The 18,673-nt window shown below is 44.5% G+C and carries 14 protein-coding genes; 12 read left to right on the top strand and 2 right to left on the bottom strand.

From position 1 onward, the window contains the following. The first annotated feature begins 32 nt into the window (after window positions 1–32). Window positions 33–1,481, top strand: a complete 1,449-nt coding sequence (locus QVP35_RS10895) for an extracellular solute-binding protein (RefSeq protein ID WP_022261147.1) — start codon at window positions 33–35, stop codon at window positions 1,479–1,481. A 19-nt stretch (window positions 1,482–1,500) separates the two neighbouring features. Beyond that, entirely contained in the window at window positions 1,501–4,497 is a 2,997-nt protein-coding gene (locus QVP35_RS10890; protein WP_009288870.1) for an EAL domain-containing protein, read from the top strand. Between the two features lie 118 nt (window positions 4,498–4,615). Here the strand turns inward: QVP35_RS10890 and QVP35_RS10885 are convergent, their stop codons facing one another. After that, the gene (locus QVP35_RS10885; protein WP_006565947.1) at window positions 4,616–4,933 is read right to left on the bottom strand and encodes a DUF1292 domain-containing protein; all 318 of its coding nucleotides are present in this window, start codon (window positions 4,931–4,933) and stop codon (window positions 4,616–4,618) included. A 145-nt stretch (window positions 4,934–5,078) separates the two neighbouring features. On the opposite strand from QVP35_RS10885, the gene QVP35_RS10880 reads away from it, so the two are divergent. The 10 genes from QVP35_RS10880 (at window position 5,079) to QVP35_RS10835 (ending at window position 17,631) form a co-directional block, all read left to right on the top strand. After that, window positions 5,079–6,281, top strand: coding sequence for a cation:proton antiporter (locus QVP35_RS10880; protein WP_009288869.1), 1,203 nt, complete (start codon window positions 5,079–5,081; stop codon window positions 6,279–6,281). A 4-nt stretch (window positions 6,282–6,285) separates the two neighbouring features. Further along, window positions 6,286–7,224: a M14 family metallopeptidase gene (locus QVP35_RS10875; protein ID WP_009288868.1), complete on the top strand. Its 939-nt coding sequence runs from the start codon at window positions 6,286–6,288 to the stop codon at window positions 7,222–7,224. Then, window positions 7,221–8,168: a M14 family metallopeptidase gene (locus tag QVP35_RS10870; protein ID WP_009288867.1), complete on the top strand. Its 948-nt coding sequence runs from the start codon at window positions 7,221–7,223 to the stop codon at window positions 8,166–8,168. The genes QVP35_RS10875 and QVP35_RS10870 overlap by 4 nt, the downstream gene beginning before the upstream one ends. Window positions 8,169–8,179: 11 nt before the next feature. After that, entirely contained in the window at window positions 8,180–11,929 is a 3,750-nt protein-coding gene (locus QVP35_RS10865; RefSeq protein ID WP_009288866.1) for a phosphoribosylformylglycinamidine synthase, read from the top strand. 370 nt (window positions 11,930–12,299) lie between these two features. Beyond that, window positions 12,300–13,382: a transaldolase family protein gene (locus tag QVP35_RS10860; protein WP_022261146.1), complete on the top strand. Its 1,083-nt coding sequence runs from the start codon at window positions 12,300–12,302 to the stop codon at window positions 13,380–13,382. A 25-nt stretch (window positions 13,383–13,407) separates the two neighbouring features. After that, complete coding sequence (locus QVP35_RS10855; RefSeq protein ID WP_083809514.1) at window positions 13,408–13,953, top strand: MFS transporter; 546 nt, start codon at window positions 13,408–13,410, stop codon at window positions 13,951–13,953. A 23-nt stretch (window positions 13,954–13,976) separates the two neighbouring features. Further along, on the top strand, window positions 13,977–15,320 hold the full coding sequence (locus tag QVP35_RS10850) for an MATE family efflux transporter (protein ID WP_022261145.1): 1,344 nt from the start codon (window positions 13,977–13,979) through the stop codon (window positions 15,318–15,320). A gap of 110 nt (window positions 15,321–15,430) precedes the next feature. Beyond that, window positions 15,431–16,039, top strand: coding sequence for an AAA family ATPase (locus QVP35_RS10845; RefSeq protein ID WP_009288862.1), 609 nt, complete (start codon window positions 15,431–15,433; stop codon window positions 16,037–16,039). Window positions 16,040–16,210: 171 nt separating this feature from the next. Beyond that, window positions 16,211–16,813, top strand: coding sequence for a DUF3267 domain-containing protein (locus QVP35_RS10840; RefSeq protein ID WP_006565933.1), 603 nt, complete (start codon window positions 16,211–16,213; stop codon window positions 16,811–16,813). A 209-nt stretch (window positions 16,814–17,022) separates the two neighbouring features. Next, entirely contained in the window at window positions 17,023–17,631 is a 609-nt protein-coding gene (locus QVP35_RS10835) for an AAA family ATPase (RefSeq protein WP_009288861.1), read from the top strand. 81 nt (window positions 17,632–17,712) lie between these two features. On the opposite strand, the gene QVP35_RS10830 is transcribed toward QVP35_RS10835, so the two are convergent. Next, window positions 17,713–18,477 (bottom strand): DeoR/GlpR family DNA-binding transcription regulator, encoded by a 765-nt coding sequence (locus QVP35_RS10830; protein ID WP_022261144.1) that lies wholly within the window; start codon window positions 18,475–18,477, stop codon window positions 17,713–17,715. Window positions 18,478–18,673: the final 196 nt, after the last annotated feature.

Below are 18,673 nucleotides of genomic sequence, written 5' to 3'. Positions count from 1 at the left end.
TGCTAAAGACAGGTTTATCAGGGGGAAGTCTTATGAAAAAATTATTAGTTTGTATGCTCACCTGCTTTATGGCAGTTTCGCTGCTTGCAGGGTGCGGAAAAAAAGAAGAAGCAAAGACAGTAGAGCTGGATAAGGATAATCCGACGGTCATCTCTGTCTGGCATTATTACAACGGCGCACAGCAGGAAGCATTTGAAAGCCTGGTGAGCCAGTTTAATAATTCCGATGGAAAAGATGAAGGGATCTATGTCGAGACTTATGCACAGGGCAATGTCTATGATCTTGAGAAGACCGTGCTGAATTCAGCAAATAAAAAGGCTGGAGCCAGTGAGATGCCGAATATTTTTGCCGCTTATGCGGATACGGCATATCAGGTAAACAAGCTTGGACTCGTAGCCGATCTGAACGAATATCTCACAAAAGACGAGATCGGAGAGTATGTGGATAACTACATCGAGGAAGGAGAACTTTCCAAGGCCGGAGAGTTAAAAATATTTCCTGTGGCAAAGGCTACGGAAGTACTTGCGGTAAACCAGACGGACTGGGAGAAGTTTTCAAAAGCTACCGGAGCAAAAACTTCCGACCTGAGTACAATCGAAGGACTCGTAAAGACTGCGGAAAAGTATTATAAGTGGACGGACAAGGCTACCAAAACTCCGAATGACGGGAAAGCATTTTATGGAAGAGATGCGATGGCAAACTATTTTTTCGTTGGAGCTAAACAGCAGGGAGTGGACCTCTTAAAGATTGAAAAAGGAAAGTGTAAAATCAATTTTGATAAGAAAGTAGTGAGAAAACTCTGGGATAATTACTATACTCCATATATCAAAGGTTATTTTACTGCGAGCGGAAGATACAGAAGCGATGATATGAAGATGGGCAGCCTCATCGCGTTTACAGGCTCCAGTTCCGGGGCGGCATATTATCCGAAGGCGGTGACGGTCAATGACAAGAAAAGTTATCCGATCAAGGTAAGATCCTATGAAGTTCCGAAGTTTGCGGATGAAGAAGATTATGCGGTTCAGCAGGGCGCAGGAATGGTCGTCACAAAATCTTCCGATAAAGAAATTTATGCATCTGTTCAATTTTTAAAATGGTTTACCGAGGCAAAACGTAACTTTGAATTTGCGGCTACCTCCAGCTACCTGCCGGTAAAAAAAGAAGCCAATACCGAAAAAGCTGTTGAAAAGGCAATGAAGGATGAGAAAAATGAGGATATTAAAGACACAGTTATGACAGCGGTCAAAACAGTCAATAATAACAAAATGTACACTCCGAAAGCCGCAAAGAACGGAAGCCAGATCAGAAATATTTTAGAAACATGTCTGTCTGACAAAGCCGATCAGGACAGAAAAGCTGTGGAGAAAGCCATAAAGGGCGGCATGTCCTATGAAGCTGCGGTGAAAAAATATAACACAGATCAGAATTTTGAACAGTGGTATGAAAAAACATTAAAGGAATTAAAAACATTGGAAGGCTGATGAGGTTAAGATCCGGGGTATGAGACAGATAAGGCAAAATTCAATTTTAAAAAGAATATTGGTACCTCTTCTTCTGCTGGTCATCCTCCAGGTAGCAGTCCTTGCGGGACTTCTGTTCGGAGGCGGGGTCATGAACCGTCTGAACCAGAATTCTGTGGATATCATTAATGAGCGAGTTATCAACCGAAAGAATTATCTGGAAGATGAGATGGTGAAGCGATGGTCCAATCTGGATTCTGCCTTAAACGGGATCAACCAGTCGGCAGAGAAACTGAAGACGGACGATGCAAAAAAGTTTTCAAGGATTGACAGTGACAGTTCGGTTTATACCGGTCTTCTGGACGAGAGCATGGAAGAATTGATCTCGCTGATTCGTCAAAACATGGTGACAGGGGCATTTGTGGTTCTTAATACCAAAGATCTTTCAAAAGAGGAAGAAAGCCGCGGGTATCAAAATAAGCCCGGGATTTATATCAGGGATTATGATCCGGTGGCTGCACCGTCTGAGAACAACACAGACCTTCTCGCGGAACGGATGCCTTCTGCCCTGGTAAAGAAGTGGAAGATCGGGATGGATACCGGGTGGAATTCGGGATTTGATTTCAAAGATTCCTCTGTCGATTACTATTCTTTTTTGTATGAGCCGTACATGGCCGCAGAGAAATACCCGGAGCTCAAAACAGCGGATCTGGCATACTGGAGCAAGACTTATACTCTGGCCAACAATCCAAAAGAAGTGATTTCCTATTCTGTCCCGCTCAGGCTGAGCGACGGGACAGTGTACGGGGTCCTGGGCATTGAGCTGTCTACTGATTATTTAAAGAAACTGATCTCATTCAATGAACTCAGCGAGAATAAGAACAGTGCTTACATACTCGGCGTACAGGACGGAGGAAAAGGAAATCAGCTTCAAAATGTCATGGTTAGCGGGCCTGCTTACAATATGTATATGAAGCAGAGCAAAACAATCAATCTGGTTGCATCAAAAGACTATGACAATGCTTTCACCATCGGAGGATCTGATGCAGATCTGCTTTGCAGCAATGTCCACTATATCAATCTTTATAACACGAATACACCGTTTGCAGATCAGAAATGGGCGCTGATCGGTGTTGTTCCCACGGATCAGCTGTTCTCATTTTCCAACAAATTTAACAAGACACTTGTGATTGTAGTGACAGCACTGTTTATTGCCAGCATCATAGGAGTGCTGGTGATCAGTATTCTGATCACGCGGCCGGTCATCAGCCTGGCATCGGATGTCAAAAACAGCAATCCGAGCGAACCCATTGCGCTGAGAAGAACCGGGGTAAAAGAACTGGATGAATTGGGAGGGTCTTTTGAAAAGCTGAGCTCAGATGTCTTTCAGGCGTCCAGGAAGTTTGCACAGATCCTGCGGATGGCCAGCATAAAAATCGGCGGATTTGAGATTGACTGGAATGAAAACCAGCTTTTTATGACAGAAGACTTTTTTAGGGTATTTCGCAGTGAAAAAATCCGGAAGAACATGTCGATTGAAGAATTCACAGAAAACATGGAGATGTTTCGGCGGTATGTGAGCAGGAAAAATGAACAGGATCATATTTATATTTTCGAGATACCGGATAAGGAAGATCTGTTCTGGGTACGCCTGAGCATACGGTATGAAGAAGACAAAATCGTCGGTTTGGCAGAAGATATCACCAAGGAGACTCTGGAACTCAAGAAGATGGAGTATGAGAGGGATTATGACCTGCTCACGAATATACTGAACAGGAGAGCGTTTAATGCCAGGCTGGAGCAGCTGTTTCAGAAAGGAAAAGATGTTCTGGGCACTGCAGCTCTGATGATGATTGATCTGGATAATCTCAAATTTTTAAATGACTCTTACGGACATGACTTTGGAGATAAATATATCCAGAAAACTGCAGCAGGACTCAAAAAATATACTCCCAAAGAGTCGGTAGTGGCCAGGATGTCCGGTGATGAATTTTTCGTCTTCTTCTACGGATATGATTCAAAGGATGCAATACGAAAGAAAATAAATCACTGCTGGTCAAAAATGGATGAAGAATATCTGGAACTTCCAAATAAGCAGAAATTCCGGCTCAGGATGTCGGGAGGGATCGCATGGTATCCGGACAACACCGATGACTATACGAAACTCATTAAGTATGCAGACTTTGCCATGTACAAGGTAAAGAAAAGAGGAAAAGGCAGATATGGGGAATTCGACAGAGAAAGTTATTTTCAGGATGCATATTTGCTGCAGAATAAAGAAGAACTGAATCATCTGATCGAAGAAGAGCTGATCGAATATTACTTCCAGCCGATCATCGATGTGAAGACCGGCGAGACATTTGCATACGAAGCATTGATGCGTTCCAGACTGGATTCGATTCCTACAGTCTACGAGATTTTGTCTCTGGCGAAACAGGAATCCAAACTGTATGAGATCGAACGCCTGACTTGGTTTAAATCTATGGAATCTTTTGTGGATTTGGTGCAGAGCAAAGCCGTAAAAAGGGGAACCAGAGTTTTTATCAATTCCATTCCAAATCAGGATCTGGATGAAAAAGACGTTGAACGGTTTGAACTTCAGTACGGAGAATACCTTGATCTGATTGTTCAGGAGATTACGGAGGAAGAGCGCGGCAACCGGATGATGCAGGCTAAAAAAGAAGAGAGGATGCATCGGTGGGGAGGCGGCATTGCTATCGATGATTATGGCAGCGGATACAACAGTGAGCACCTGCTGCTGAGCGTGACAGCCCAATATCTCAAGATTGACATGAAGATTATCAGGGATATCCATCTGGACCGCAACAAACAGCAGATTGTTAAAAATATCATATACTATGCCCACGAAAGGGACATCAGGATTATTGCGGAAGGTGTGGAGGCATATGAGGAAATGCAGACGGTAGTGAAGCTGGGGGCAGATTATATCCAGGGATACTATTTTGCAAAGCCGAGCCTGCTCGTCCAGCGCATCGATGAACAGAAGAAGAAACGGCTTTTGGATCTGCAGAGTTAAGAAGTGTATGAACCAAATAGGAAAAAAACTTCGGCTGCGGCAGAGAAAAGGCCGTTTCCGAAGGTTTTTATATTGTTTATTTCAAATGATCGAAACCTGTCAGGGGATGAGAAATGATTTATTCTTCTTCGTCATCCTCGTCGTCTAAAATAGCATCAAAAGCAGCGGAAACCATCTCATATTCCTCGTCGTCCTCGATATTGTCCAGCTGAACTTCATCATCCGGCAATTCTTCATAGCGGTAAAGAAGCAGTTCGCTTTCTTCCTCATCGTTCTCAAGGTCTTTTACGGGAACCAGGGCGATATAATCCTGTTCTTCGATGCCGAAGATACAGATTACGGCGCAGTCGAGCTGGACACCATCCTCCATTTCCAGATGGATGATTGGATTTTCTTCTTCAAATACGTCAGCTTCTACGTTGATATCTTCACTCATAAGACTACCTCTTTTCTTAGAATCCGGCTCTGTGAGCACAGAAATTCTTTTAATTTTATTTGCATTTTTGGGCTGTTCTTAATATACTAAATAATAAAGGAAAAAGCAAGGGGACAAAAAGATTGTAACAGCGGAGGCTATGATTATGGAAGAATACAGATATTTATTGGATATAGCGGTGATACTGGCTTTGACAAAGTCTTTCAGCCTGTTTTCGCGAAAAGTAAACATGCCTCCGGTAGTCGGTGCACTGATTGCGGGAATTATACTGGGACCGGTGATGCTGAACGTGATCGAACCGTCTGACACGATCCTTAGTCTGGCGGAGATCGGCGTGATTGTCCTGATGTTTCAGGCAGGGCTGGAGACCGACATCAGGGAGCTGAAACGGAGCGGAAAAGCAGCCATGGTGATTGCTCTCTGCGGAGTTGTTGTGCCCCTGGCGGTTGGAGCAGTCATTTCTTATATGTTTGAAAAAAATTTAATGGAAAATATTTTTGTAGGGGTCATTTTGACTGCTACCTCTGTGAGTATAACGGTCGAAACCCTTCAGGATATGGGAAAGCTTAAGGGAAGAGTCGGAACTGCGATCTTAGGCGCGGCGATCATTGATGATATCCTGGGTATTATCCTGCTCTCTATTATGACAAGCATTGGAAGGGCCGGTACAGTGGAAGTCACAGGAGTGCTTATGATCATCGGGAAGATGGCACTGTTTTTTGTGCTCTCAGGTGCCGGTGGAATTTTTGTGTACAAGTTTTTCCGTAGGATGTCCATGATGAAAGTAAATAACGAACAGGTACACAGAAGGCGGGTACCTGTATTAGCGCTGGCATTCTGCCTGTTTCTGGCATTTTTGGCTGAGTTATTCGGAATTGCAGATATCACCGGGGCATATCTGGCAGGAATCATCCTGTGCAGAATACCGGAAACTTACTATATTCACCGGAAAGTGGAGTGCATCTCATACATGCTGATCACGCCGATCTTCTTTGCAAGCATCGGACTCAAAGTCGAAGTGGCGGGAATGACGCAGACGATGATTATTTTTACTGTGCTTATCAGTATTGCCGCTGTCCTGACAAAGATCATCGGCTGCGGCATCGGGGCCAAAGCCTGCAGGTATTCCTATAAGGAGTCCTTAAAGATTGGAGCCGGTATGGTCTGCAGGGGAGAGGTAGCCCTGATCGTTGCACAAAAAGGGATTCATGTAGGGCTGCTCAGGGAAGAGATGTTTGCGCCTATGGTCATTATGGTGTTGGTGACAACCCTTTTGGCGCCGATTCTTCTCAAGCTGTTTTTTTCAGAGTGGTTCAGCGGATTGACGTATAGGACAGGAAAGAGATAACAGGATGATTGAGACAGTAGTATCAGTAAAACTCCCGGTGCGGGAGACATTAAGGATTAAGAAGAATTCCCTGTATCCGGACGTGATGACGGGAAGAGAAAAGAGAATCTGCCTTGTTTCAGGCCTATATGGAGATGAGCTCGGAGGGCAGTATATATGCGGTGAGATCATAAAGCGGATCAAAGAGGACTATGATTCCCTGTCAGGAATCGTGGACGTATATCCGTCAGTCAACCCTCTGGGGCTGGACGCCAGGAGCCGGAGCATCCCGGTCACACAGGAGGATTACAGCGCGGTTTTTCCGGGAGATTTAAAGGGGGAACTCGGGGAATATACGGCGGCTAAGCTGCTGGGGGATATGGAGAGTGCAGACTGTGTCATTGACATCCACTCCAGCAATATTTTTCTTCAGGAGATCCCCCAGGTGAGGCTAAACAGCGATGCAGATGAACATCTGCTCCGCCTTGCAGGATATATGAATACCGATCTGATCTGGATACATCCGTCCACGACAGTGAATGAGGGAAGCCTTTCCTATGCCCTGAATGAGCGGGGAGTGCCCTGTATGGTCACAGAATCAGGGGCCGCATTCAGGATCAAATATGACTTCTGCCGACAGATCATAGAGGGAGTGTTTGCTGTCATGAAGGAACTGGGCATCTGGAAGGGCCCGTCTGCAGAACCGAAGAGAGCCCCGGTCGTCCATGATGACGGGATTCATTATCTGAATTGTGAGACGAATGGTTTGTTTGTGACCCACAAAAAGGTGAAAGATCATGTGAAAAAGGGTGAGATCATCGGCAGTGTCACAAGTCCGATTTTAGGAGCCGTGGAGGAAGAAATCATTGCTCCGGTGGACGGTATTCTGATGACTGTCCGAGAGCATCCGGGTGTCACAGAGGGATCACTGATCGCCAGAGTCGTGGGAGGTGACCTGATATGATCAAAGAGACATTATATACGACAGATTCCTACCTCAGGGAAGAATTTAAAATAGAGGGATTCCGGTTCGGAAGTACAGGCGAAGACTCAGAACCGTCTGCCTGCATTGTCGGTTCCATGAGAGGAAATGAATTTCAGCAGCTTTTTATCTGCTCTCTGCTGGTAAAGAGACTGAAGGAGCTGGAAGCATCCGGCTCGATTGTGGGAAATCATGAGATTCTGGTCATTCCTTCACTGAATAATTCATCAATGAATGTAGGGATGCGGTATTGGGTATCGGACAACAGTGACATCAACCGGGAGTTTCCGGGGAATCCGCAGGGAGAGCCGACCAGCCGTCTTGCGGCCAGTATATTTGCGAAAGTAAAGGGCTACCGTTATGGAATTCAGTTTCCTTCCTTTTACCGGAAAGGAGATTTTATACCCCATGTCCGGATGCAGCCGACCGGAAAGGAAAGTGCAAGTCTGGCAAACTTATTCGGACTGCCCTATGTGATTACAAGCAAGCAGAGAAGTTTTGATGTGAAGACGCTGAATTATAACTGGCAGATCAACGGGACCGATGCATTTTCAGTCTATTCCGGTGATACAGGACATATCAATGAGTTTTCGGCGAAACAGGCTGTATCTGCTGTTTTGCGGTTTTTAACCAGAATGGGAATTTTAAAATATAATTGCCATAACGGCTATATTGCAAGTATTATAGAAGAAGAGGACATGGCGGAAGTCAAGACGGAGGCATCGGGATTTTTCCGGCGTCTTGTCAATGTCGGAGAGGAAGTGCACCGGGGACAGCTCTTAGGGGAGATTCTGGACCCTTACGAGGGAGATATTATTTCTGAGGTGCATTCCACCGTAGATGGAATCGTTTTTTACGCGAAGAAGGATCCAATGATCTTGGAGAATGCTTCTGCGTTTCAAATCATAAAGAAGCTGCACGAATAGAGGAGGACCATATGGGACAAGTAAAGAGAGTTTATGTGGAAAAGAAACAGGACTATGCCATCAAAGCAAAGGAACTGCTGGAGGAAGTGAGGCAGTACCTGGGACTGGATGTGGAAAATATCCGCGTACTGATCCGCTATGATGTAGAAAATGTTTCTGAGGAAAGCTATCAAAAGGCGCTGGGCACCGTGTTCAGTGAGCCTCCTGTGGATGAAGTTTATGAGGAAGCGTTTCCTGTGGAAGAAGGGGAAACGGTTTTCAGCGTAGAATTCCTCCCGGGGCAGTTTGACCAGAGGGCAGACTCTGCCCAGCAGTGTCTGAAGCTGTTAAATGAAAGTGAGGAACCGGTCATCCGAAGTGCCACTACATATGTAGTAAAGGGAACACTGTCTGAGGATGAGATGGGACAGATCAAAGATTACTGCATCAATCCGGTGGATTCCAGAGAGTCCTCTGAAGAAAAACCGGATACTCTTGTGATGGAGTTTGAGGAGCCGGAGGATGTAAAGATTGTGGAAGGATTCAGGGGTATGGGCGAACAGCCGTTTAAGGAACTCTATGATTCCCTCAACCTGGCTATGACATTCAAGGATTTCCTGCACATCCAGAAGTACTTTAAAGAAGAGGAGCAGAGAGACCCGTCCATGACCGAGATCCGCGTTCTGGACACCTATTGGTCTGATCACTGCCGTCACACGACTTTTTCAACGGAACTTAAAAATATCAAGTTCCAGGAAGGGTTCTACCGTGCGCCTTTGGAGGCGACCTATGAGCAGTACATGCTGGATCATAAGAGCATTTTCCAGGGCAGGAAAGACAAATTTGTATGCCTGATGGACCTTGCGCTGATGGCTATGCGCCGTCTGAAAAGAGAAGGTGCTTTAAATGACATGGAAGAGAGCGAGGAGATCAACGCATGCAGCATCGTGGTGCCTGTTTCCATAGACGGGGAAGAGGAGGAGTGGCTCGTAAGTTTTAAGAATGAGACACATAACCATCCTACAGAGATCGAACCGTTTGGTGGAGCGGCTACCTGCCTCGGAGGAGCTATCAGAGATCCGCTCTCAGGACGCTCTTACGTATACCAGGCTATGCGTGTGACAGGGGCCAGTGATCCTACAGTCCCGTTAAAAGATACATTAAAAGGAAAACTTCCGCAGAGAAAAATCGTGACCGGAGCTGCCCATGGATATAGTTCTTACGGCAACCAGATCGGATTAGCCACGGGATTTGTAGATGAGATTTATCATCCGGATTATGTGGCAAAACGTATGGAGATCGGGGCTGTCATGGGCGCAGCGCCCAGAAAAAACGTCGTAAGGGAAACTTCAGATCCCGGAGATATCATCGTTCTGCTCGGCGGAAGAACCGGACGTGACGGCTGCGGAGGTGCTACGGGATCTTCCAAGGTCCACACGGAAGAGTCCATCGAGACCTGCGGCGCGGAAGTACAGAAAGGTAATCCTCCGACAGAGAGAAAGATCCAGAGGCTGTTTCGAAGGGAAGAAGTCAGCCGGCTGATCAAAAAGTGCAATGATTTCGGTGCAGGCGGAGTTTCTGTGGCGATCGGAGAACTGGCAGACGGACTTACGATCGATCTCGATAAGGTACCGAAAAAGTATGCTGGACTTGACGGAACAGAACTTGCCATTTCTGAATCCCAGGAACGTATGGCGGTTGTCCTGGATCCAAAAGATGTGGACCAGTTCTTAGCCTTTTCCGAGGAAGAAAACCTGGAAGCGGTAGCAGTTGCCGTTGTAACCGAGGAGCCGAGATTAGTACTCTCCTGGAGAGGAAAAGAGATCGTGAATCTCTCCCGTGCATTTTTGGATACCAATGGGGCTCATCAGGAAAATGATGTATATGTGGAAGTTCCGCACCGTGTCAGCAGCTTCTTTGATCAGGAGATTCCAAAGAGCTTTACGGAAGCATGTATTGATACACTGAAAAATCTGAATGTATGCTCCAAGAAAGGACTTGTGGAGATGTTTGACAGCACCATTGGTGCAGGCAGCGTCACTCTGCCTTACGGCGGAAAATATCAGATGACACCGGTTCAGACGATGGTAGCCAAGCTTCCGGTGCTTCACGGAAAAACAGATACTGTGACCATGATGAGTTACGGTTTTGATCCATACTTGTCCAAATGGAGTCCGTTCCACGGAGCAGTTTATGCGATCACTCATTCCATTGCAAAAATCGTGGCAGCCGGCGGTGATTACAAGAAGATCCGTCTGACCTTCCAGGAGTATTTCAAACGGCTTGGCGAAGATCCTGAGCGATGGGGACAGCCATTCGCAGCACTGCTCGGTGCATACCATGCACAGATTGGATTCGGACTTGCATCAATCGGAGGAAAGGACAGTATGTCAGGAACCTTCAACGACATTGATGTGCCTCCGACGCTCGTATCCTTTGCCGTAGATGTGGCAGACGGAAAACATGTGCTTACTCCGGAACTGAAACGTGCCGGCAACCGTCTCGTGCGGATCTGTATTCCGAGGGATGTCTATAACCTTCCGGTTTACAGAGAGGCGAAAAAGGTTTACAAACGAATCCACAGGCTTATAGAAGAAGGTGCAATCAAATCCTGCTATGCCATCGGATTCGGAGGAACTATCGAAGCGGTTGCCAAGATGGCTTTTGGAAATGGACTTGGAGTTATTTTTGACCAGGAAGTTGAAATCAAAGATCTTGTTGAGAACCATTACGGATCTTTCGTAGTAGAAATGGATACGAGGGATATCAGAAAACTTGCGATTCCAAGCCTTCTTCTCGGTGAGATCACCACAACTCCGGAACTTGTATTAGGAAATGAAGTGGTTCCGCTGAAAGAGGCTGTGGATGCGTGGACCAAGCCTTTAGAAGAGGTCTTCCCAACCCGTTCAGAAGGAAGCCAGGATGTAGTAGAGACAAGAAATTACACCAAAGGCAAGGCGTATTTTGCCAAGAATAAGACAGCGAAACCAAAAGTATTTATTCCGGTATTTCCGGGTACAAACTGCGAATACGATTCTGCAAGAGCGTTTGAAGAAGCAGGGGCAGAGGTGATCACCAAGGTGTTTAAGAATCTGGATGCACAGGGAATCCGTGACTCCGTAGATGAGTTTGAAAAAGCAATCAAAGAGTCACAAATGATTATGTTCCCTGGAGGCTTCAGTGCGGGTGATGAGCCGGAAGGTTCCGCCAAATTCTTTGCAACAGCCTTCCGAAATGAAAAGCTTAAAGAGTCTGTCATGGACCTGCTGAATAATCGGGATGGTCTCGTACTGGGAATCTGCAACGGATTCCAGGCGTTAATTAAACTTGGACTGGTGCCGGAAGGAAAAATCGTGGAACAGACAGAACAGTCTCCGACGCTTACGATGAACCGGATCGGACGGCATATTTCAAAAGTAGCCTATACGAAAGTGACATCAAATCTGTCACCGTGGTTCCATGAAGTGAATGCGGGAGACATTTTCAGTATCCCTGTTTCACACGGCGAAGGACGTTTTGTGGCCAATGAAGATGTGATCAAAAAGCTGTTTGAAAACGGCCAGGTGGCAACCCAGTATGTGGACTTAAATGGAGATCCTACAATGAATGAGGACTTTAATCCAAATGGTTCCTACTATGCCATCGAGGGTATCACAAGCCCGGACGGAAGGGTGTTAGGAAAGATGGGACACTCAGAGCGTATGGGACAGTTCGTATCCAGCAATATCGTAGGAAATAAGAATCAAAAGATATTCCTGTCAGGAGTCAATTATTTTAAATAAATTTGTTTTAAGACCGGACATGTCATTTCATGTCCGGTCTATTACGTCATAATATAACAAGAACCCCGCAGCTGCCTGCGGGGTTCTTATATTTAATGAAAAGAGAGGATTAAAAATATATATGAAAAACTATGTCTTAAGTATATCAGAAAAGCAGGCGGAAACAATGGATAGAAAATAAACATTTCTAAACGATTTCTAAACAAATCTTATGGAATTCTTGTGATTATAGAGAAAAAAGAAAGTCTGTCTGGTAAAACATGAGAATATTTTGGTCATAATATAAAATAAATATTGAAAATATTATCATAATATACTAATATATATTCATAATATAACCAACAACTTTCTCATGAAAGGAGTCTTCTTTATGTCAGACGCAAAAGGAAAACTGTTTGAAACTAGTGAAAAATTTCCCCAGACCGAATACTGGAATGATTCTTGTGCGGTAAAAGAGCTGGAATACGCCATTGAGCGCGGAGCAGCGGGAGCTACGACGAACCCTGTGATTGTAGGAAATGTATTGAATCAGGAGATGGATCTCTGGGAAGACACTCTTGTAAAATGGATCAATGAAATGCCGGAGGCAACAGAGGAGGAAATTGCATGGCGCCTGATCGAACAGATGGCAGTGCGCGGTGCGAAACTCTTGGAGCCGGTATATGAAAAGACAAATCACGCAAAAGGAAAAATTTCTATCCAGACCAATGCCAAACTGTACCGAAACGCAGAGGAGATGGCAAAGCAGGCGATTGGTTTTGGAGAACTGGCGCCAAATATTATGGTGAAGATGCCGACTTCAGCCGCAGGCATTAAGGCATTTGAAGAAGCTACTTTTGCAGGGATCAGCATTAACGCAACCGTATCTTTCACCGTAGCACAGGCTGTAGCTGTGGCAGAGGCAGTAGAGCGCGGATTAAAGAGGAGAGAAGAAGCAGGGCTTTCCAACGAAAATATGACACCTGTGTGTACCATCATGGTAGGACGTACCGATGACTGGGTGAAAGAAGCTGTGAAGCGGGATAATCTTTGTCTGGACCCATGTGCATTGGAGTATGCAGGCGTGGCAGTCTTTAAGAATGCATATGAGATTTATCAGGAACGCGGATATAAGACAAGACTTCTGGCGGCAGCGTACAGAAACTATTTCCACTGGTCTGAGTTTATCGGAGGAGATGTGGTTCTGACGATAACACAGCCATGGCAGGAGAAGATCAATGGATGTGATGTAGAGGTAAAAGAGCGCATGAGCCGTCCGGTACCGGAAAAATATTTAAATGAATTGAACAAGATTCCGGATTTTATCATGGCATATGAAGAAGACGGTTTAAAACCGGAAGAATTTGTACACTATGGAGCTTTCGTAAAGACGATCAATCAGTTCCTGGGAGGATATGAAAGTCTCTTGGGAGTGATCAGAAAGCTGATGGTGGGAGAACCGGTCAGAAAATAACATACATAGAGAGTAAAAGACAGGAATAAGAAAAAAGATCGCCGGGATCCTGATTCTTCCGGCACTGATTCCGAGATTTGGAAAAAGAAACCTGGCGCTGGCAGGATCACTGATCGTCATGGCCGGACAGCTTCTGTTCTTGTTTAATCCGCAGAGCTATGGTCTGGCTGTGGCGACTGCAGCAGTCAAGGGATTGGGAGAAGCACCGCTGTTCGGAGTTATCTTCTCGTTTATCGCGGATGCGGTGGAGTATGGGCAGTGGAAGACGCACATCCGACAGGAGGGTATGATCTTTAGTGCCGCTTCTGTGGGATCCAAGGTAGGAGCAGGACTTTCCAGTGCGGCCGTAGGTGCTGTCCTGGCGGCAGTGGGCTATATTTCTTCAGACAGCACGGGAGCGGCAGTACAGCAGCCGGCAAGCGCGGTGAGCGCCATCTCCAATACTTACATCTGGGCTCCGGTTGTCATATGGGGAGTTGCAGCAGTTGTTCTGTTTTTCTATAAACTGGATAAACAATATGCCGGAATCATGGAAGAACTGGAAGAACGGGAATCCAGAGGTGAGTTATAAGAAATAGAAAGAAGAGATAGGACATGAGGGAAAATCAGGGGAATCTGACAACAGGAAGTGTAAGAAAAAAATTGGCGGTCTATGCCCTTCCGCTGGTGCTGACCAGTGTTCTTCAGGCTCTGTACAGTATTGCGGATCTGGTGATCGCAGGTCAGTTTATCGGAAAAAGAAGTGTTTCTGCCATCAACAATTCCAGTCAGATTATGAACCTTCTGACCCAGGTAGCTGTGGGACTGACTCTGGGAGGCAATATACTGATCGGACAGTATTTTGGGAACGGCAGCCACAAAGAAAGAAAACGGGCAGGGGGGACACTCTTTTCTATCTCTCTCCTGTTTGGGGCTGCCAGCGGCGCTGTCATTTATCTGACCTCAGATACACTGCTTGGAATGCTCGGTGTTCCCGCAATGGGGGAATCTTTAGAATACTTACATATTTGTGCAGGGGGATGTATTTTTATCCTTGGATATAATGCGCTGAGTTCCATCATGCGGGGAACCGGAAATTCCAGGATACCATTTTTATGTATTCTCTCATCGATCCTTCTGAACGTTGTTTTGGACATATGTTTTGTGACGGTGTTCCATATGGGGATCAGAGGAGTGGCGTATGCCACGGTTTGTGCCCAGGCTGTGAGTTTTATGACGGCTCTGGTGTATACATGGAAACATCAGGATTATTATGGATTTTATCTGAAAAATTTTAAAATAAGGATTGAAAAGCTGATGGCTATTCTGAAACTGGGTGTCCCCTGTGTACTGCAGAATACGGTTGCTGGAATTTCATGGCTCACAGTCACCTACTTTATCAATCAATATGGCGTGGATGTCTCTGCGGGCAATGGGATCAGTATAAAGATCAAGGAATTCAGCCAGCTGTTTATTACATCCATGTCCGGAGGGGCAGCTACAATGATCGCGCAGAACCTGGGAGCAGGACAGTTTGAGAGGGCGAGGGAAACAATGAGAGAGGGTATGAGGATCTGCCTGATCATGGCGGGGATCGTGATTTTAGTGATCGAGATCAGTGCTCCATGGCTGGCTTCGCTCTTTACAAACGATCCGGCAGTTATTTCTGCCGCGGTAATGAATTTAAGGATTGAGATCATCGGCCAGATATTTTATGCTATGTTCCTGAACTATCACTCGCTGATGACAGGCGCAGGACATACGGTTTATGTATTTATGAGCAGTTTTGTTAACTGTATTCTCGTGAGAATCGTTTTGGCAGGTATTTTCAATCATGTGATCGGCCTGAATGGGGTATATCTGGCTTGTCTCATCGCACCGTCCGTCTCTGTCCCTATCGGTTATCTCTATACAAAATCAGGAATTTGGAAAAAAGATAGACTTTTGGCAACTAATTGAGTATAATTAGGATATATATTTATAATGTACTGAGTTATTACTAGAAGAATGTTGCTAATTATGAATATATTATAGTAAATTTCTGAGACTAAGGTAGGAAAGGAGAAACTATGGAAAAAACATTGATCACCATCAGCCGTCAGTACGGAAGTGATGGAACAAAGGTTGCACAGGCTTTGGCGGACAAGCTGGATGTATGGTACTATAACAGAGACGTCCTGCACATGGCAGCGGAAAAGATTGGCGTAGATGATTTAGATGAAAAATCCCTCGAAGAGCTGAATTACAGAAAAAGTTCCAGATATGTGGAGGGACTGAGTGTCATGATGGGAACACCGGGACATATTCCGGTCTACAATCAGATGTTCAAGGAACAGTCCAAGATCATCCGCAAGCTTGCAGGATACGGATCCGGGGTATTTCTTGGAAGATGTGCAGATTATGTACTGAAAGATATGGAAAATGTTTATACAATTTATCTCTATGCAGACGATGAATTCCGTTTAAATCATCTGTCTGAGGCAGAAGGCCGGGAAGTCACAAAATCTGAACTGAAGAAGGAAGATAAGACAAGAGAATCTTATTATGACTATTATACGGGACAAAAGTGGGGCGATGTTCAGAATTATGATCTGGCTGTCAACATGACAAAGCTCAGCCCGGAAGATTGTGCAGACTTAATCCTTGAATACATCGAAAAACGAAGAAAAGAAAAATAAATAAGTTTAAAAAGCATCTTGAAAGCAGTATGCCTTCGAGATGCTTTTTTGTAAAGTGCAGCAATTCTACGGTTATTTTACAATACTTTTCCGGTGTTATATGATAAATTAAAAAGGAAATGAAGTGTAGTATGCACTTGGGTATATAATGAAGAAAGGCGGAAGAGAAGTATGAAAAAAGAGGATAAGAAACAGGAACGCATCGAAAACTATGAGAGGACGAGAAAAGAAATGAAAGAAGCAGGGTACAAGGAATCTTCCGGGATTATCTCTATTCTGAAGGCAAACGTCATGGCACTCGCGACTGCAGGGCCGTTCTGTATTATAGCATTTATCATTTACACACTTCGCTGGGGGAAGGACGGTTTTGCCATAGACAGCAGAAATCTGGTTCTTTTTCTTGGGCTGTTCTTTGTATCGATCTTCATTCATGAAATGCTGCACGGTGCAGGATGGAGTCTGAGCTGTAAAAAGGGATGGCATAGTATTGCATTTGGTTTCATGTGGAGTTCTCTGACACCATACTGCCATTGTAAGGAGCCTCTAAAATTCAGCAGTTATGCGGTGGGATTATATCTCCCTTTTTGTGTGCTGGGTCTGGGTATATTTGCTGTCTCTCTGGCTGTGCCTAATTACAGGCTTTTCATGCTCGGAATCCTCAATATGCTCGCTGCCGGAGGGGATCTCACCATCGGATGCTGTCTTATGAAACATAAGAATGGGCTGATTCTGGATCATCCTACGGACTGCGGGTTTGTATCCTTTGAAAAATGATGGTTTGTGAAATCTTTACAAGAGACAGACCACTCTTATAACAAATTATGATTGATCCGCTGAAAATGAAAGTTATTATAGCATTGTGGGAATGAATTGAGTATAATGAGAGCGAAAACTGTAGTTAAAGAAACTATAATAGTCATAAATTATAAATAAGATGGGCATCTTATGAGATAACCCAACAGCAGATCAGGAAGGAAATAAAGATGGAAAAAACATTGATCACGATCGGACGCCAGCATGGAAGCGGCGGCACAGAAGTAGCAGAAATTCTGGCAGAAAAATTGAACGTTTGGTATTATAACAGGGAAATTCTGTATATGGCAGCGGATAAAATTGGATTTGATTCCTTTGATGAAGAATCTATGAAGGAGCTGAACTACAGGAAGAGTTCGAAATATATGGAAGGTCTCAGTGTCATGATGGGAACCCCGGGTCATATTCCTGTGTACAACAAAATGTATAAAGAGCAGGGAAAAATCATACAGAAGCTGGCCGGATACGGGTCCGGAGTTTTTCTTGGGAGATGTGCTGATTATATCCTGAAAGACTTTGAGAATGTATATTCTGTTTTTCTTTATGCAGATGATGAATATAGGCTGAAACGTCTTGCGAAAGCTGAGGGAAGGGAAGTTACCCTTGAAGAGATGAGAAAAGAAGATAAGACAAGGGAATCTTATTACAATTATTATACGGGACAGGAATGGGGCGATGTAAGAAATTATGATCTAGCTCTGAATATGGGAAAAACAACCGCAGAAGATGCCGCGGATATGATCCTGTCCTATATTGAAAAGCGCAGAAGAAGTAAATAAAAGATGAATGTAATACAAAATGCTCCGGGGCTGAAGCCTTCGGAGCATTTTATGACATCACAGATTATGATTTTGCGAAAGTTATCCTATTGTCTCAACAGTAATAGAATTCATACTGCAGAAATCCTCGTATTCTTCCGGAACCGGCTGGTCTGTGAGAATGTAATGGATCTTTTCCAGCGGGCAGTAAGTCATCAGAGAAAAGATGCCGAATTTAGAATGATCCGCGAGAACAAAGCGTTCCATACTGTTTGCAGTGACTGCCTCCTTTACTCTGTACTCCTCTTCGGATGCATTGGTCAGACCGTTTTCCATCGAAAGACCTGTGCATGCCATGAATGCTTTTCCGATATTAAACGCTTTCAGATAGTCTGCTATTTTTACATCAACGAAAGAAAGAGTCTCTCTTTTTAAATAACCGGGAAGAGAGATTACGGTAAGGTTTTCATACGGCAGGGTCTTTAAGGATACCTGAAGGCTGTTTGTTATGATCGTACAGCGCTTTTCAGAAATATAATCCACCAGGTTATGGCAGGTTGTTCCGGTATCAATATAAATGATATCCCCGTCTTTTACATGATCTGCGGCAAGGCGGCAGATCGCCTTTTTTTCTTCCATATATTTTTCGTGGCGTTCTGCAAATGGAAGCAGCTTTTTGGAAGGAAGTGTTTCATTGAGAGTGACGCCTCCATAAACTTTTTTGATTTTTCCTGTCTTTGCAAGTGTATCGATATCTCTGCGTATCGTATTTTTAGATACCTGAAAGACATCGCATAAGGTGTCGAGAGATACCGATTTTTCTTGTATAATATACTGTTCTATTTCATCGATTCGTTTTGTACGCATATATATTCCTCTTTCTGATATAGTATCTGTCATTGCTTTTATTATAGTATATTATGAGTAAATTGAAAAGAAGGAACTAGTAAGTTGTGATAAGGTTTTTAGAGTGCCTGGAATTCAGTCTGGAAAAATAGATTTTTTTATTATAATGCGTTATACTATGCTTAAAATAAACAGACAAATAGAATTGAGGGAGCAG

It is taken from the genome of Anaerostipes sp. CAG:276 (assembly GCF_000432215.1).
Taxonomy (GTDB): Bacteria; Bacillota; Clostridia; order Lachnospirales; family Lachnospiraceae; genus Anaerostipes; species Anaerostipes caccae.
Note: the sequence above shows the minus strand (reverse complement) of the source record. Positions and strands in the feature narration are given on the sequence as shown.

What these genes read in the sequence shown, in the direction of transcription:
- QVP35_RS10865 (WP_009288866.1), top strand. Translation starts at nt 8,180, where the DNA reads ATGGGACAAGTAAAGAGAGTTTATGTGGAAAAGAAACAGGACTATGCC.
- QVP35_RS10850 (WP_022261145.1), top strand. Translation starts at nt 13,977, where the DNA reads ATGAGGGAAAATCAGGGGAATCTGACAACAGGAAGTGTAAGAAAAAAA.
- QVP35_RS10895 (WP_022261147.1), top strand. Translation starts at nt 33, where the DNA reads ATGAAAAAATTATTAGTTTGTATGCTCACCTGCTTTATGGCAGTTTCG.
- QVP35_RS10835 (WP_009288861.1), top strand. Translation starts at nt 17,023, where the DNA reads ATGGAAAAAACATTGATCACGATCGGACGCCAGCATGGAAGCGGCGGC.
- QVP35_RS10885 (WP_006565947.1), bottom strand. Translation starts at nt 4,933, where the DNA reads ATGAGTGAAGATATCAACGTAGAAGCTGACGTATTTGAAGAAGAAAAT.
- QVP35_RS10840 (WP_006565933.1), top strand. Translation starts at nt 16,211, where the DNA reads ATGAAAAAAGAGGATAAGAAACAGGAACGCATCGAAAACTATGAGAGG.
- QVP35_RS10830 (WP_022261144.1), bottom strand. Translation starts at nt 18,477, where the DNA reads ATGCGTACAAAACGAATCGATGAAATAGAACAGTATATTATACAAGAA.
- QVP35_RS10875 (WP_009288868.1), top strand. Translation starts at nt 6,286, where the DNA reads ATGATTGAGACAGTAGTATCAGTAAAACTCCCGGTGCGGGAGACATTA.
- QVP35_RS10880 (WP_009288869.1), top strand. Translation starts at nt 5,079, where the DNA reads ATGGAAGAATACAGATATTTATTGGATATAGCGGTGATACTGGCTTTG.
- QVP35_RS10890 (WP_009288870.1), top strand. Translation starts at nt 1,501, where the DNA reads ATGAGACAGATAAGGCAAAATTCAATTTTAAAAAGAATATTGGTACCT.
- QVP35_RS10870 (WP_009288867.1), top strand. Translation starts at nt 7,221, where the DNA reads ATGATCAAAGAGACATTATATACGACAGATTCCTACCTCAGGGAAGAA.
- QVP35_RS10860 (WP_022261146.1), top strand. Translation starts at nt 12,300, where the DNA reads ATGTCAGACGCAAAAGGAAAACTGTTTGAAACTAGTGAAAAATTTCCC.
- QVP35_RS10845 (WP_009288862.1), top strand. Translation starts at nt 15,431, where the DNA reads ATGGAAAAAACATTGATCACCATCAGCCGTCAGTACGGAAGTGATGGA.